The organism is Pseudomonas sp. BT-42-2, from assembly GCF_025847435.2.
Lineage (GTDB): Bacteria > Pseudomonadota > Gammaproteobacteria > Pseudomonadales > Pseudomonadaceae > Aquipseudomonas > Aquipseudomonas urmiensis.
Genome location: NZ_JAOYTM010000001.1, coordinates 214,147 through 230,437, shown reverse-complemented (window position 1 = coordinate 230,437; position 16,291 = coordinate 214,147). Strand labels below are relative to the sequence as shown.

Sequence of the window (16,291 nt, the reverse complement as noted above, 5' to 3'; positions counted from 1 at the left end):
TGATCCAGATAGCCCGCATGCTGACAGTTGCGCCGCGCAGGGGCCTCGGTCGGATGCACAAAAGCCTGGCTGGGTTGTTTGGGCATATGCCTTTGCACGGGTGTTTGGGGTTGCTTGGGCTGACCTCATCGCGGGGCAAGCCCGCTGCCACGATAATCAGCCGAGCTATTCCTGCACAGGTAACAATTGCAGTCCCAAGTACAAACTCAGCATCCCTTCCAGACGCTGCGGGTCGACCTCGCTCAGCTCGGCGATGCGCTCCAGGCGGTAGCGCAGGCTATTGCGATGAATCCCCAGCGCCTCGGCACAGGCCTGGCTCTGCCCATCATGCGCGCACCAGGCGCGCAGGGTCGCCAGTAGCTGGCCGCTGGCATCCTTGGCGCGAATCCGCTGCAACGGCTCAAGCAGCTCATCCAAGGCATCATCGTTGCGGTGGCGCCAGAGCAAGGTCGGCAGACGGTAACGCGCCAGGCTCAGCAGCCGCTCGCCAGGCAATACCTCGCGGCCATAGGCCAACAGGTCACGTACTCGCCGATAGCCTTTGCGCAACTGCTCCAGGCTCTGCGCCGGTTGCCCCAGGGCCAGGCGCTGCACCTGCCAGCCGTGGCGCTGCAAACGCTCGAGCAAACGCTGCTCGTCCAACACCAACCCGGCTGGCCGGCACCACAGCAACGACTCGCGTGCGGGGCTGACGCACCAGCTGTCTGGGTAACGGCTCATCAGCCAGGCCGACAGTGCCTCGGCCGGTGGCCCGGAGTGCAGCTCGAACAGGCACGGCACCCGCGCCAGTTGTGGTTTCAGGCCCAACTGCTGGGCCTCGTCCAGCAACCGCGTGGAGTCGCCGCTACCGCCCAGCAGCAAGGCCAGCAGATCATCACAGCGCTGACGCCGCCATTGCTGCTCGACTTGCAGGTGGCGCTGGGCAAGCAGCATCTCGGCGGTCATGCGCACCAATTCGCCGAAGGTGCGCAGCTGCTGCGGATCGCCAGTCAGGCCGAGCACGCCGATCAAGCGACCATCGAGCATCAATGGCAGGTTCACCCCAGGTTGCACGCCTTTGAGGCACTTGGCCGCTTCACCGTCCAGCTCGACGATACGCCCGTTGGCCAGTACCAACTGCGCGCCCTCGTGGCGGGTATTGATCCGCTCCGGCTCGCCACTGCCCAGGATCAGGCCCTGACTGTCCATGACGTTGACGTTGCACGGCAAGATGGCCATCGCCCGATCGACGATGTCCTGCGCCAGGTCATGGTCCAGTTCGAACATTCAACGATCCTTGCAGTGATAGGATTTGGGCCGCAGCACAGCAGCCAGCGCACCGACCTGTGCAAAAGCACAAAGACAGTCGCGCCGCGGTCCCCGAGACTCGTCAGGGCGAGCGCCGGCACAGGCGACGCGGCGACAACCATAACAACAGAGAACCCGATCATGGCACACAGCCCTGCCCCTGACCAAGGCCAAGACATCAGCCGCAACGCGCTATACCGGCGCATCACCCTGCGGTTGATTCCGTTCATATTCATCTGCTACCTGTTCAACTACCTGGACCGCGTCAACGTCGGCTTTGCCAAGCTGCAGATGCTCGACGCACTGAAATTCAGTGAAACCGTCTACGGCCTCGGCGCCGGGATCTTCTTCATCGGCTACGTGCTGTGCGGCCTGCCCAGCAACCTGGCGCTCAACCGCTTCGGCCCACGGCGCTGGATCGCGGTGATGATGATCGCCTGGGGCAGCCTCTCGACCTGCCTGCTGTTCGTCACCACCCCCACCGAGTTCTATGCCCTGCGCCTGCTCACCGGCGCCGCGGAAGCGGGCTTCTTCCCAGGCGTGGTACTGTACCTCTCGCGCTGGTTCCCGGCGGATAGACGTGGGCGGATCATGGCCCTGTTCATGTCGGCGATTCCGGTTTCCGGCCTGCTTGGCGGGCCGTTCTCCGGCTGGATCCTGGAACACTTCGCTGCCGGGCAACATGGCCTGGCCGGCTGGCAGTGGATGTTCCTGATCCAGGGTCTGCCAACCGTAGTGCTGGGGATCCTGGCGATAAAGCTGCTCAGCGATGGCTACCACAAAGCCGCCTGGCTGAGCCCGGCCGAGCGCCAACTGATCGAAGCCGACCTCAAGGCCGATGCGGCCAGCAAGCCGGCCACCAGTGGCGACAGCGTGCTGTCGGTGTTGACCAATCCGCTGATCTGGACCTTCGGTTTCGTCTATTTCTGCATCCAGAGCGGGGTCTACGCGATCAACTTCTGGCTGCCATCGATCATCAAGAACATGGGCTTCGACAACCCGCTGCTGATTGGCTGGCTGAGCGCCATTCCGTACCTGCTGGCGGGCGTGTTCATGATCATCGTGGGCCGCTCGGCTGACCTGCGCAACGAGCGTCGCTGGCACTTGGTGGTGCCGATGCTGATGGGCGCCATCGGCCTGCTGATCGCGGTGAACTTCGCCGCCAACCCGACCATCGCCATCCTTGGCCTGTCGATTGCCACCATGGGCGCGCTGACTGGCCTGCCGATGTTCTGGCCGATGCCTACCGCGCTGCTCAGCGCCGGGGCTGCCGTCGCGGGGCTGGCGATCATCAACTCGGTGGGGCAGATGGCGGGCTTTCTCAGCCCGTACCTGGTGGGCTTCATCAAGGACCAGACCGGTTCCACCGATGCAGCGCTGTACTCGCTGGCCGGCTTGATCGTGGTCGGCAGCCTGGTGGCGTTGCGCGTTACCCGTAGCGGTGCGCTGAAGGCCGCTCGCGCCAACTAAAGCATTTTGCGGGCAAGCCGCTCACGACTTGCCCGCACACTTGCCGTTTTAGCCCCTGCCCCGTCCAATCGTCAGTTCACTGCACCCTCCTCCCGGCAGAGGCGTCCAATGACCCACAAGGTCCTTGGAGAACGCTCATGACTCAGCACGCCGTGGCCCGCCTAGAACGGCTCGAACAACAGCGCCCCCTGCGCGTACAGGTGGGCAGTGAAGAGGTGATCCTGCTCCGCCAGGGTGACCAGGTACACGCCTACCAGGCCAACTGCCCGCATGCCGGCGCACCCCTCGAAGAAGGCACGGTATACGGTGGGCTGTTGATCTGCCCCTGGCACAAGGCCGCCTTCGCGGTGGATGAAGGGGCCGTCTGCGAGCCCCCCGCCCTGTGCGACCTGCGCCGTTACCCCACCCAGGTCAAAGGCGGTGAGGTCTGGGTCGACGACCAGCCGCTGCCCGAATCGCAGCCCCCGCGGCACAGTGATGCGCGTTGCTTCGTGGTCATCGGTGCCGGCGCTGCGGGCTGCGCGGCCGTTGCCACCCTACTCGGCCGAGGTTTTGGCGGCCGCCTGGTGTGGATCGATCAAGAGCGCCAACCCGCCTACGATCGAACCTCGCTGAGCAAATTCGTCATTGCCGGCGAAATGTCGCCTGATGAAGTTCCAGCCTTGCTGGAGGCGGATGACCTGCGCCAAGGCCATCTGCTACGTGTGCACGGCAAGGTGCGACTGCTCGATACCGGCAAACGCCAGGTGCTCCTCGCCGACGGCCAGCGCATCGACTATGACCACGCGCTGCTGGCCACCGGCGGCAAACCGCTGCGGCCCGCTATCGCTGGGGTGCAATTGAGCGGTGTGTGCGTGTTGCGCTCGCGTGACGATGCCGCGCACCTGCTCGACAGCGCCGAGCCAGGCCAACCAGTGGTGATCGTCGGTGACGGTTTCATTGGCCTGGAAGCGGCCTCGGCCCTGCGCAAGTACGGGATGCAAGTGCATGTGGTGAGCCGTCACCAGGTGCCATTGGCCAAGCAACTGGGCGAGCGGATTGGGCGCAGCATCCGCGAGCTGCACCAACGCAAGGGCGTGATCTTCCATGGCCCGACCGAGGTTGAACGCATCGAGGGCAGCGACAAGGTCGAAGCCGTGCTGCTGGCCAATGGCGAACGCTTGCCGACCTCGTTGGTGCTGCTAGGCACCGGAGTGAAACCGGCCACCGGGTTCATCCAGGGCGTGCAGTTGGCTGACGATCATTCGCTGCTGGTAGATGCGCGCATGCTGGCGGCAGAGGGCCTATGGGCCGCCGGCGACATCGCCACCTTCCCCCTCGCTGGCCAGCCAGTGCGTATCGAACACTGGCGTCTGGCCCAGCAGCACGGAGTGATCGCTGCGGCCAATATGCTTGGCGAGCGTAGCCGCTATGACGACGTGCCGTTCTTCTGGACCTATCAGCATGGGCGAACCTATGAAGTGCTCGGGCATGGCCGCAACTGGAACCGGATCGAGTATGTCGGTGAGCCGGAGCAAGGCGATTTCATTGCCTTGCAGTGTATCGATGACCAGGTCGAGGCCGTGATCGCCAAGGGTTACGGGCGGGCGATGGCGGTCTTGTCGCAGCGCATGAAGCGGCCCCTATCAAGCAAAGATGCGCGGGAGTTGATCGACGTTTGGCCTGAGGGTTGAGGTTGCCAGTACTGGCGCCATCGCGGGGCAAGCCCGCTCCCACACGATTGTTGTGGCGGCGTAACTACCAACACGCCCACTGCGCCCGTGCACCCTTGGCCACAACCAGCTATGGTTTCCCTCTAATCCGCCATTCGAAGCGGCCCCAGACAACGACAATACGGAAAGCGCCCATGCCCGCGCACACCGCTGACACCCGCGCCAGTGAACTGGCCGCCTTTATCGACTGCCATTTCGCCGAACGCGGCCTGGCGCCCGAGGCGCTGATTGCCGAGTCCTGGTACCGCAGTATCAACCAGCACCGCCTCGACCCTAGCCTGCGCCATGTCGACAATATCCTCAGCGCCGCCGAGATCCGTCAGCACCAAGCCCAGCACCAGGCATACCTGAGCATCGCCGGCCAAGGTGTCAACGGCCTGGCCCGGCGCGTGGTCGACGCCGGTTTCGCGGTGCTGCTCAGCGATGCCGATGGCATCACCCTCGACGCCCGCCTGCCCCAGGACCCGCAACGCTATACCCGCGCCGGGTTGATCGTCGGGGCGCGCTGGGATGAGTCGATCGCTGGCACCAACGGTATCGGTACTGCATTGGCCTCGGAGCAGGCACTGACCATCCACCGCCAAGAGCACTTTCTGGCGGCCAATGCCCGGCTCAGTTGCTCGGTATCACCGATTTTCGATGCGCAGAACCAGTTGCTCGGCTGCCTGAACGCCACCTGCCTGCACAACGAAGGCCCCAAGCAAGCCCAGCACCTGACCCTGCACCTGGTGATGCTGTATGCGCGGCTGATCGAAAACACCCATTTTCGCCAGTGCTACCGCGATCGCCTGACCCTGGCGCTGAAAGCGCATGACGACATTACTGATCTTGCCAACGAGCAATTGCTCGCGCTGGACGAAGGCGGCCGGGTGATCGGCGCCAACCGCGCAGCGTTTCTCGCTCAGCCCGGCCAACTGCTAGGCCAGCGCATCGAGCAGCTGTTGCCGGCCACCATCGATGAGCTGCTGGATCTCACTCGCGGTGGCGCGCGCGGCACCCAGCTGCGCGCGCCGAACAGTGAGCACATCATCGAAGTTGGCCTGCGCGTGCCGGCGGGCTACGGCCAGCAGGCAAAACCCAGTCGGCCCGCTGCAGTGCCGAGCCACCCGGACCTTGAACAACTGGCCGGTGGCGATGCCCAGCTGCAACAAGGCGTGCGCCGCCTGCGCAAGGTGCTGGACAAAGACATCTGCATCCTCATCACCGGCGAAACGGGCACCGGCAAAGAAGCATTCGCCCGCGCTATCCACCAGGCCAGTCAGCGTCATGCCGGGCCGTTCGTCGCCCTCAACTGCGCGGCGATCCCCGAATCGTTGATCGAGAGCGAGCTGTTTGGCTATCGCAGCGGCAGCTTTACCGGCGCCAATCGCAAAGGCATGAAGGGCAAATTGGAACTGGCCAATGGCGGCACGTTGTTCCTCGATGAGATTGGCGACATGCCCGCACACCTGCAGACGCGTCTGCTGCGGGTGCTGGCCGAGCGCGAATTGCAGCCGTTGGGCGCCGAGACTGCTGTTGCCTTGGATATCCAGGTGGTGTCTGCAACGCACCAGGACCTCAGCGCAATGATTGGCGAGAAGCGTTTTCGCGAGGATCTGTACTATCGCTTGTGCGGGATGCGCGTGTGCTTGCCGGCGCTGCGCGAGCGTAGCGATCGTGGGCAGTTGATCGAACGGGTGTTGGCGCGCTTGCCGGGAGGCGCCAGGGTTCGTCTCAGTGACGAGGCTCGGCAGTGTCTTGAGGGGTATGCGTGGCCGGGAAACGTACGCCAGTTGCTCAATACCCTGCGCTATGCGCTGGCTTTGGCCGAGGATGGGCTGATCGAGTGCGATTGCTTGCCAGAAGAGCTGTTCACCCGGCCAGTTGCGCGGGTAGCGCCTGCCCTGCCGCTGCGCCTTGGCGACCAGGTCGAGGATACCGAAGCCAGGCATCTGCTGGGTGTTCTGCGTAACCAGCGGTGGAATATCAGTTCGGCGGCCGAGGCGGCGGGTATTTCCCGCTCGACCCTTTATCGCAAGATGAAACGCTACGGGATCATACCGCCGAACCTGGTCGATTGACTGGGCCGGCCTCTTCGCGGGCAAGCCCGCTCCCACAGGGGTAGCGCGAATATTACCAATGGCGCTGGACGCTTTATCGCCAGTGAAACGCTACGGAATCGTACCGCCGAACCTGGTCGATTGACCGGGCCGGCCTCTTCGCGGGCAAGCCCGCTCCCACAGGGGCAGCGCGAATATTACGAATGGCGCTCGACGCTTTATCGCCAGTGAAACGCTACGGAATCGTACCGCCGAACCTGGTCGATTGACCGGGCCGGCCTCTTCGCGGGCAAGCCCGCTCCCACAGGGGTAGCGCGAATATTACGAATGGCGCTCGACGCTTTATCGCCAGTGAAACGCTACGGGATCGTACCGCCGAACCTGGTCGGTTGACTGGGCCGGCCTCTTCGCGGGCAAGCCCGCTCCCACAGGCACAGCGCGAATATTACGAATGGCGCTCGACGCTTTATCGCCAGTGAAACACTACGGGATCGTACCGCCGAACCTGGTCGATTGACTGGGCCGGCCTCTTCGCGGGCAAGCCCGCCCCCACAGGCACAGCGCCAGTCGTAAGGTTTGTACTGACCCTGTGGGAGCGGGCTTGCCCGCGAAGAGGCCAGTAGGATCAGCCTTGGATATAGACCACCTGGGTACGGGTGTATTCATACAAGCCATGCTTGCCATCCGCCCCACCGATCCCCGACTTGCGCGTCCCGGCGTGGAAGCCCTGCATGGCCTCGAAGTTCTCCCGATTGATATAGGTCTCGCCAAAATCAAGCTCGCGGCTGGCCTTGAGCGCTGCATTGAGATCGCGGGTATAGATCGACGAGGTCAATCCGTACTCGCTGTCGTTGGCCAGCGCGATGGCCTGGTCAAGGTCATCGATTACCTGGATCGGCAACACCGGGCCGAAAATCTCTTTGCGCATGATCTCCATGTCCGCCGCACATCCGGCCAGCACCGTCGGCTGATAGTGGAAACCCTCCCCTAGGTCCGCCACCTGCCCGCCCGTCACCAATTGAGCGCCCTGGCCAACGGCGGTACGCACCATCTGCGCGACCTTGTCCAGGCCGGCCTGGTTGACCAGTGGGCCCATGTCCAGAGCACTGTCCTTGGATGGGTCGCCATAGCGGGTGGCGGCCATGGCATGGGCGACTTTGTCGATGAACGCATCGGCCACCCCGCGCTGCACATACACGCGCTCAGCGCAGTTGCACACCTGGCCGGTATTGATCACCCGCGAGGCAACGATGGCGCGCACTGCCAGGTCCAGATCGGCGTCTGCCAGGACGATGGCTGGCGCCTTGCCGCCGAGCTCAAGGTTGAGCTTGGTGATGTTCGGCGCTGCCGCCGCCATGATCCGCGCGCCAGTGGCCACGCTCCCGGTGAAGCTCACCAGGTCGATACCGGCATGGCTGCTCAACCCCTGGCCGACACTGGCACCGCTGCCGCCGACGACGTTGAACACCCCAGCCGGCAAGTCGGTTTCAGCGACCAGCTTGGCGAATTCATAGCAGTTGATCGGTGTCTCCTCGCTAGGTTTGATGACGATGGTGTTGCCAGTCAGCAAGGCCGGCGCCATCTTGCGCGCGATAAGGAAGAAGGGAAAATTCCAGGGCAGGATCCCGGCCACAACGCCCAAGGGCTTGCGTAGCAGGAAGATGTGTTCGTTGGCGCGGTCGCTGGTCAGTACCTCACCTTCCAGGCGGCGCGCCCATTCGGCCATGTAATCCAGGTAATCGGCAGTGAAGTTCACCTCTACCATGGCCAAGCCGGCAACCTTGCCCTGCTCCTGGGTGATCGTGCGGGCCAAGCGCTCGGCATTGGCGCGCACCTTGGCGGCGATCTGGCGCAGGTAGCCTGCGCGTTCGATTGCAGGCTTGGCCGCCCAACCCTTTTGCGCCTGGCGAGCTGCGGCAATTGCCCGCTCGACCTGCTCGTTGGAAGATTCAGGCACCCTGGCCAGTAACTGGCCATTGGCCGGGTTGAACACCTCGATCAGTTGCTCACTGGCGACAAAGGCGTTGTCGATGTAGTTTTGATAGATCGCGTCGTGCATGGTCGTCTCACTCCTTGGGGTTGTTGTCAGCCAGCGGCGTAGCGGCGCTTGGCTTGGCGCTGAAGCGCTGCCAGGCAGTGCCTTCGCCTTTGAGGTCATGGGCGCGCTTGATCAGGTATTGATGCACCTGCTCCACCTGCTCAGGTTTGAGCGCATCGGCGAACGACGGCATGCCATCTGGCACCCGGCCGCCATAGAGGATGCCGAGGAACATCTGGTGTTTTTCCGGCGTCAGCTTGCGCAAGTCCGGCAATACCCCGCCGCTCACCGCATGAATGCCGTGGCACTGTGAGCAGTTGCCGTCATACAGCGCAGCGCCGGCCGCCACGGTCTGCTCATCGGCGCTAAGCGCGGGCGGCTCAGGCGCATCGGCCGGAGGTGGCGGTTCGCGCAGCACCGCGTTGCCGCCAATCTTGTAGGTCAGCACCTGGGAGAACGGCTGCACCCCGGCGCGCAGCGACAGCGCGCCGGCGAAGGTCGAGAACGCTCCGCCCCAGCCGGCCATGAAGGTCACGTACTGTTCGCCGTCCACCGAATAGGTAATGGGTGCGGCCATCACCCCGCTGGCAGCGGGCGATTCCCAGAGTTTCTTGCCACTGTCGGCGGCATAGGCAATCACCCGGCCATCGGCGCTGCCCTCAAACACCAGGTTGCCGGCGGTGCTCAGGGTGCCGCCGTTGAAGATAGTGATGTAGGGCACTTCCCAGGCCGCTGCTTGCTTGACCGGGTCCCAGGCGATCAGCTTGCCCGACCAGGTCTTGGCCATGTCCAGCAGGCCATCCGGGCCTTCAGGCATCATCCCGGTACGCAGGCCGAGCTGGTACACGCTCTTGAACGGGTTGCGCTTGGGCGCCTCGGGGATGTGCTCGTAGTAGGCCGACATGATGTGCGCCGGGATGTACACCAGCCCAGTGTTGGGGTTGTAGGACATCGGGTGCCAGTCATGCGCCCCCCAGAACGCTGGCGTCACCAGCTTGCGTTTGCCGTCTTTCCAGTAGGCGGCGGCCTGGTCATCGAAGATTGGCCGGCCGGTTTTCATGTCGATGCCCTTGGCCCAGTTCACCGGCACGATGTTCTTGGCCGACAACAGCTCACCGGTGGCCCGGTCGAGCACGTAGAAGAAGCCGTTTTTCGGGGCCTGCATCAGCACCTTGCGCTGCTGGCCGTTGATCGGCAGCTCGGCGAGGATCATGTGCTGGGTGGCGGTGAAGTCCCAAGCGTCGCCGGGGGTGGTCTGGTAGTGCCAGGCGTACTCGCCAGTATCGGCGTTGATCGCCACGATCGAAGACAGGAACAGGTTGTCGCCCTTGGCCTGGCTGCGCCATTTCGGGTCCCAGGTCGAGCCATTGCCAACGCCGATGTACAACAGGTTCAGCTCTGGGTCATAGGCAAACGAATCCCAGGCGGTACCGCCGCCGCCCTGCTCGACGAAGGCATCACCGTGCCAGGTTTTGCTGGCAATCTCCATGGCCTTGTCTTCCGGTGGCAGCTTGGGGTCGCCCGGCACGGTGAAGAAACGCCAGGCCTGTTTGCCGGTCTCGGCGTCATAGGCGGTGACATAGCCACGCACGCCGAACTCGGCGCCACCGTTGCCGATCACCACCTTGCCGTTGACCACCCGCGGGGCGCCGGTGATGGTGTAGCTGCGCTTGTCGTCGTTGCGCGTGTCGACCGACCAGACGCGCTTGCCGGTCTTGGCATCGATCGCTTCCAGGCGCCCGTCCAGCACGCCGACATAGACCTTGCCCTGCCACACCGCCACGCCGCGGTTGACCGCATCGCAGCAGGCTTCGCCGGCGCGGTGGCGGTCCGATTGCGGGTCGTACTTCCACAACAGCTTGCCGTTGCGTGCATCCAAGGCGTAGACCACCGAGAACGGGCCAGTGGTGTACATCACCCCATCGACCACAATGGGCGTGGCTTCCACCCCGCGATCGAGGTCGAGCTTGTAGCTCCAGGCCAGGCCCAGTTGGTTGACGTTGGCATCGGTGATGTTCTTCAGCGGGCTGTAGCGCTGCTCATCGTAGGTGCGGCCGTGGCTCATCCAGTTGCCGGGCTCCTTGTCGGCATCGATGATGCGCTGGCCGTCGACCTGGGCGGCATAGGCCGGGCTCAGGCAGGCCAGGGCGAACAAGGCGCAGCCTGCGGTGGTCATCAAGGCACTGGGCAGGGGCCGGCGGTGCGGGCCTGATCTGGTCATCGGCGGATCTCCGTTTCTTGTTATTGGCGAAAGCTCAGGGCTGTCGACAACAGCAGGAGCAACGCCTGTGCCAGCGTCGCGCGATTGCCCTGAAACGCCGAGCCAGAGCGGTCTGTGCGTACACCTTGAGCACATTGCCTGCGACCACACTGAGCCATCGCTGACGCACCTGGCGCAGACCTGACACAGGTGTGTCATGCCCTTGGTCACAGTTGAAGCGTCAAGCCCAGCACCCTTTCAAAGCCTGCAGGATGTGTGTAAAACAATCCGATCCCCCCTGATGACCGGAAAAGGATCCAGCGCATGATCTACCGCCCTCTCGGCCGCAGCGGCCTGCAGGTTTCCGCCCTTACCCTGGGCAGCATGATGTTCGGTGAGCAGACCAGCACCGAGGATTCGCTACGCATCATCGACAAGGCCTGGGACCAAGGCATCAACTTCATCGACACCGCCGACGTCTACAACAGTGGGCGCTCGGAGGAGATCGTCGGTGAGGCGGTGGCGCGTCACCGCCAGGACTGGATCGTTGCCTCCAAGGCGGGCTTTGGCCCGGCAGAAGGTCTGCCCAACCGCAGCGGGCTGTCGCGCAAGCACCTGTTCAATGCCATCGAGGCAACCCTGACGCGCATGGGCACTGACTATCTGGACATCTACTACTTGCACCGCGAAGACCACAGGACGCCGCTTGAGGAGACTGTCCGGGCGATTGGCGAGCTGCTGGCGCAGGGCAAGATCCGCTATTGGGGCGTGTCCAACTTCCGCGGTTGGCGCATCGCGGAAATCTGCAACGTGGCCGAGCGCCTGGGCGTGGCCAAGCCGGTGGTGAGCCAGCCGCTGTACAACATCGTCAATCGCCAGGCCGAGCCTGAGCAGTTGGCGGCTGCGGCTTACCATGGCCTGGGCGTGGTGCCGTTCAGCCCGCTGGCCCGCGGCGTGCTCAGTGGCAAGTACGCTCCCGGTGCGCAACCCGATGCCGGCAGCCGCGCCGGGCGCCAGGACAAGCGCATCATGGAAACCGAATGGCGCCAGGAATCGTTGAGCATTGCCCGCAAGATCCAGGCCTACACCGAGGCCAAGGGCGTGGGGATGGTCGAGTTCGCCATTGCCTGGGTACTGAACAACCAGTTGGTCAGCTCGGCTATCGTCGGCCCACGCACAGAGGCCCAGTGGGATACCTATGCCGGGGCGCTGCAGGTCAAGGTTACGGCGGAGGACGAAGCCTTCATCGATACGTTGGTGACGCCGGGGCATGCCTCAACGCCGGGGTTCAATGATGTGGCGCATTACGTCAGTGGGCGGATTGCCCGATAGCTGCTCGGGGACCGCTGCAATGAAACGCGCAGCGGTCCCGGCTTTATACCTGCCCACCCAACAGATGACAGATAGCCGTCTTCAGCTTCATTGGCCTGACCGGCTTGTGCATCAAGGTATGGCCTAGCTCGCGCACCTGCTGCTTGAGCTCGTTGCTGTAGTTGGCGGTAATCATCAACACCGCAATCGACCGGTCGCGCCGCGCATTGATCGCGGCTACCGCCTCGATCCCGGTACGCCCATGATCCAGGTGATAATCGGCGATCAACAGCTCCACCCGCGCCCGCGCGACATTCACCTGCCGGGCCAAGTCTTGCTCGCTCAACGCCGTGGTCACCCTGCAGCCCCACTGCTGCAACAGGCTGCGCATCCCCTCGCAAATGGCCGCATCATTATCCAGCACCCAGATACGGACCCCCTGCAACGACTGCAACATGGGCATGTGCCCCACCAGCGTGTGGGCCTGGCGCGGCACGCGCCGGCAGCACGGCACTTCGATCGAGAACACCGAGCCCTTGCCGGGTTGCGAGCGTAACTGCACCGGGTGGCCAAGGATGCCGGCAATCTTGTCGACGATGGCCAAGCCCAAACCCAAGCCACGGTCCTGATCGGGGCGCTGGGCCTCGCCACGTTTGAACTCCTGGAACACCTCGACGCACTTGTCGGCGGCAATGCCGATACCGGTATCCCACACCTCGATCAATACCTTGCGCCCACGCCGACGGCAGCCTAATAAGATCCGCCCTTTGGGCGTATAGCGGATGGCATTGCTGAGCAAGTTGCGCAAGATCCTCGCCAGCAGCTGGACATCGCTGCGCACGCGCAAACGGCTGGGTACATAGGCCAGGCGCAGACCTTCGCTGGCCGCCACCGTGGCGTATTCGGCGGCCAGGTTATCGAGCAGATCGCTCAGGGCGAAGCTGGCGACATCGGCGCGGATCACCCCGGCATCGAGCTTGGAGATATCCACCAACGTGCCCAACAGATTCTCCACGCCATCGAGCGCATTGCTGACGTTGTGCACCATCGGCCCCACGCCCGGTTGCTCAAGCAAGGCGCTGGTGAACAGGCGCGCAGCGTTCAACGGCTGCAGCAGGTCGTGGCTGACCGCCGCAAGAAACTTGGTCTTGGACAGGTTGGCCTGCTCGGCCTCGGCCTTGGCTTCACGCAGGTTGGCTTCCATGCGCCGGCGCTGGTCGATTTCGCGCAGCAGCTGCTGGTTGAGGCAGGTCAGCTCGGCGGTACGCTCATGCACCCGCAGCTCCAGGTGCTGATAGGCCTGGTGCAGCGCTTCGGCATGGGCATAGCGCTCGGTGATGTCGGTGAAAGTATTGACGAAGCCGCCAGTGGGCAACGGATGGGTGCGGATTTCCAGCATGCGGCCATCGAACAGGCGCTGCTCCAGCTCGTGTACCGGCTGGCCATGGTCATCGCGGCTGGCCGGTGTCAGCAGGGCCAGTTCACTGTCGGCAATCACATCGCAAAAGCGCCGGTGGCTGGCAATCGGCGCCAAGCCGCTGACCTCCAGAAACCTGCGGTTCCACAACTCCAGCACGCCTTCGGCATTGACCATGGCCAAGCCTTGCGACAGGTTGTCCACGGCGCGCTGGAGCAGGTACGACTTGTGCGCCAGGGCCTGCTCGCGGCGGTGATTCTCGCGCAGCTTGACCCGCGTGACATCGGTGAACAGCATCACCCGCCCGCCATCGCGGGTCGGTCGCTCGCTGACCTGCAGCCAGCGCTCATTGCGCAGCCGATACAGCGGTTGCTCGTCGCTGCTCGCCCGCGGCTCCTCGCGCAGCAGGCTGTGCATCAGGCGCTTGACCTCCACCAGGTGCATACCGCTGGCAACCCGTAACCGGCTATTGGCCCACAGGGCCTTGAAGCGGCGATTGAACAGCACCACGCGCAAGCCTGGATCGAACAGCACAAAGGCGTCGGAGATGCTCTCGATAGCGTCCACCAGGCGCTGATGCGCGGTTTCAGCGCGCTGGTGGGCATCGCTGAGCAACAGGTGGCTGGCCTTGAGTTCGTGCAGCGCATGGTTGAGCGCATCGGTGCGCTCGCGCACCTGTTCGGCCAACACCACCGAATGCTGAAAGGCGGCAAAGGCATCGTCGGGCCGCGCCGCGCCGGATTCCAGGCGCTCGATCAGCGCGGCGTTGATCCGCCTGAGCTTGGCGTTTTCCTGGCGTAGCTGGGCGATCTGCTCAGCTGGCAAGAGGCTCGCGGGGCCGTCCGATGGCAACGCCGGTGAAGGTCTGGTTGATGTGCATGCCATTGAACTGTTCCCCATAGGTGTTGAAGCCCAGCACCTGCTGCTCACGCAAAAACGCCCCAACCTCGGCCACACCGCCCTCACCTTCCAGCTCCAGGCGGCGCAGCACGCAGTCGCAACCAATGGTCAGCAGCAACGGGCCAAGACGTTGCCGCAGCCCGGCAAACAACCCCTGCAAGTTGGCCAGCAACGGGCCTGGGCGCATGGCGGTGAGGACGATGCCGTTCTCCACTGCACAGTAGAAACTCAGGCTACCGTCGTCATGCACCTGCTGGATGGCGCGCACGTAGTGCTTGTGGTTGATCCGCATCGCCAGCGGGTGGGCAGCGAACACGCGATGATCGAGCGCCGCTTGCGCCACACCGATCAGCTGCGCGTATTCCTGGGCGGCGGGCTCGGCGTTGAGTTCGTACACCCGGCGTAACTGGCGATCGGCACGGGTGACCACCAGTTTCTCCTGGCGCGGTTGGATGTGATCGGTACTGAACACTTCGAACTCAAGCCAGGTATTTACCAGCAGCAACACCGCCGCGCCGCTGTGAAAGGCGCCGTCGAAATACACATGGGTACGGCTCAGATGATTGTCATCGCCCGCCGAACCGCCAAATTGCGGGATATCACCCAACGCTGCGGCCAAGGCGGCGAGCACCACCTCTTCGCGGCTGGAAAGGCCATCGAACAGGGTCAGGGCAAAACTATGCCCCTTGATCGGCGCCAGGCTGTTGCCTCGGCACTCATCGACCAAGCGCGCCACCAGTGCTTGCGCCTCCAGCAGGCTGAAACCGGGCATGGCTTCCACCAGGCCGGCGGCGATGGAGAAATAGCGCCGATCAAAGCCTACCGCGGTAATGCAGCCACGCCCGTAGCCCTCTGGGGTGAGCTCGCCAGCGCTGGTGCAGCCGACCAGGCGCACCTCGGCGAACTGCGTTTGCAATGCCGTAGCCAAGGCCGGCAGATCGTATTCGGCCGAGCAGAAGAACAGCACCAAGCCCAGCTCGGCATGCAGCAACTGCTCGGCAAGCTCGCGCGCGGCCTGGGCGGCACTGCTGGCGCGCGAAAGTGCGCTGAGGACGCCTTCGCTCATGGTTCGGTTCCGTAGAGAGGGGAATGCCTTGGCGGCAGGATAGGCAAGCCAGGGGTTGGCTCGAATGCTACTTGGGTACTGGGTGGGGGTGGCATTGGTTGTACATATTCAAGACCCGGTCGCCGCGATCAGGCCCGTCAGCGTAACGGTCACAGCACCCCCTGCAACAGTTTGATCGCCAGCAGGTGCAGCGGATAGAACAGATAACCCCAGCGGCCGACACGCGGCACACGCCTGTAATCCTGGCCCAGCAACCAATACCCTGACGGGATCGACAAGGCGGCCACGCTCAGGATCAGCACGGAAACCGGCAACAGCGGGTGCTCGCGCAACCAGCTGTTGGTCAGATTGCCAGCAACGGCCAGGGCACACGGCAGCAGCCAGGTTACGCCCCCACGGCTTCTGGCAACGACGACCGCAGCCGGCAGTAATACGCCCGGCAGGCCATACATCAGCTGATCGCTGTAGACAGCGGCGAACAATGCTGCGCCTGCCGCAAGCCAACGCGCTGCCGATAGGAGGTGATGTACGCCCCAGGCAACCAGCAGGCCCAGGCTCAGCGTGGGGATCACGTTGAACGTCGTCGAGCCGCTGTCCAGCCACCGGTACGGCGCCTCGGAAACTACCGAGAACACCAGCAACCAACCCAGATACCGGGCACTAGTGGCGCTCGGCCAGGCAAGCGGATGGCTGCGCCCAACGTTGATGGCCAAGGCCAATGCAAACAACGGAAACGCCAGTCGGCCAATGATGAACAGACCGTCAGCCTGCGGCCACAGGTAACGCAGGTGGTCGGCGACCATGGTCAGGATCGCCAGCCACTTGACCAGGTCCAACCCGGCCGAGCGCAT

Annotated in this window: 10 protein-coding genes; 4 read left to right on the top strand and 6 right to left on the bottom strand. The window is 63.9% G+C overall.

Features of this window, described 5'->3' with window-relative positions; all coding sequences use genetic code 11:
* Nucleotides 1-165: 165 nt before the first annotated feature.
* Nucleotides 166-1,266 carry a sugar diacid recognition domain-containing protein gene (locus OIU19_RS01040; RefSeq protein ID WP_264232714.1) on the bottom strand — a complete coding sequence of 367 codons (1,101 nt, stop codon included), beginning with the start codon at nucleotides 1,264-1,266 and terminating at the stop codon, nucleotides 166-168.
* 162 nt (nucleotides 1,267-1,428) lie between these two features.
* On the opposite strand from OIU19_RS01040, the gene OIU19_RS01035 reads away from it, so the two are divergent.
* The 3 genes from OIU19_RS01035 to OIU19_RS01025 all read left to right on the top strand — a co-directional run bounded on the left by OIU19_RS01035 (nucleotide 1,429) and on the right by OIU19_RS01025 (nucleotide 6,529).
* Complete coding sequence (locus OIU19_RS01035; RefSeq protein WP_264232712.1) at nucleotides 1,429-2,757, top strand: MFS transporter; 1,329 nt, start codon at nucleotides 1,429-1,431, stop codon at nucleotides 2,755-2,757.
* 137 nt (nucleotides 2,758-2,894) lie between these two features.
* Complete coding sequence (locus tag OIU19_RS01030; RefSeq protein WP_264232710.1) at nucleotides 2,895-4,430, top strand: FAD-dependent oxidoreductase; 1,536 nt, start codon at nucleotides 2,895-2,897, stop codon at nucleotides 4,428-4,430.
* Between the two features lie 173 nt (nucleotides 4,431-4,603).
* The gene (locus OIU19_RS01025; RefSeq protein WP_264232709.1) at nucleotides 4,604-6,529 is read left to right on the top strand and encodes a sigma-54-dependent Fis family transcriptional regulator; all 1,926 of its coding nucleotides are present in this window, start codon (nucleotides 4,604-4,606) and stop codon (nucleotides 6,527-6,529) included.
* Nucleotides 6,530-7,133: 604 nt separating this feature from the next.
* Here OIU19_RS01025 and aldA read toward each other — a convergent pair.
* Both aldA and OIU19_RS01015 read right to left on the bottom strand, forming a co-directional pair.
* Complete coding sequence (aldA, locus tag OIU19_RS01020) at nucleotides 7,134-8,567, bottom strand: aldehyde dehydrogenase (protein WP_264232706.1); 1,434 nt, start codon at nucleotides 8,565-8,567, stop codon at nucleotides 7,134-7,136.
* 7 nt (nucleotides 8,568-8,574) lie between these two features.
* Nucleotides 8,575-10,767 carry a PQQ-dependent dehydrogenase, methanol/ethanol family gene (locus OIU19_RS01015; RefSeq protein WP_372353273.1) on the bottom strand — a complete coding sequence of 731 codons (2,193 nt, stop codon included), beginning with the start codon at nucleotides 10,765-10,767 and terminating at the stop codon, nucleotides 8,575-8,577.
* A gap of 303 nt (nucleotides 10,768-11,070) precedes the next feature.
* Here OIU19_RS01015 and OIU19_RS01010 point away from each other — a divergent pair, with 303 nt between their 5' ends.
* A complete protein-coding gene (locus tag OIU19_RS01010) occupies nucleotides 11,071-12,078 on the top strand; it encodes an aldo/keto reductase (RefSeq protein WP_264232705.1) in 1,008 nt (335 codons plus the stop codon).
* Nucleotides 12,079-12,121: 43 nt separating this feature from the next.
* Here OIU19_RS01010 and OIU19_RS01005 read toward each other — a convergent pair whose 3' ends face one another.
* The 3 genes from OIU19_RS01005 to OIU19_RS00995 form a co-directional block, all read right to left on the bottom strand.
* Nucleotides 12,122-14,359 (bottom strand): NahK/ErcS family hybrid sensor histidine kinase/response regulator, encoded by a 2,238-nt coding sequence (locus OIU19_RS01005; RefSeq protein ID WP_264232703.1) that lies wholly within the window; start codon nucleotides 14,357-14,359, stop codon nucleotides 12,122-12,124.
* Nucleotides 14,289-15,440: a nitric oxide-sensing protein NosP gene (gene nosP / locus OIU19_RS01000; protein ID WP_264232700.1), complete on the bottom strand. Its 1,152-nt coding sequence runs from the start codon at nucleotides 15,438-15,440 to the stop codon at nucleotides 14,289-14,291. The genes OIU19_RS01005 and nosP overlap by 71 nt, the downstream gene beginning before the upstream one ends.
* Nucleotides 15,441-15,589: 149 nt before the next feature.
* Complete coding sequence (locus tag OIU19_RS00995; RefSeq protein ID WP_264232698.1) at nucleotides 15,590-16,291, bottom strand: conjugal transfer protein TraX; 702 nt, start codon at nucleotides 16,289-16,291, stop codon at nucleotides 15,590-15,592.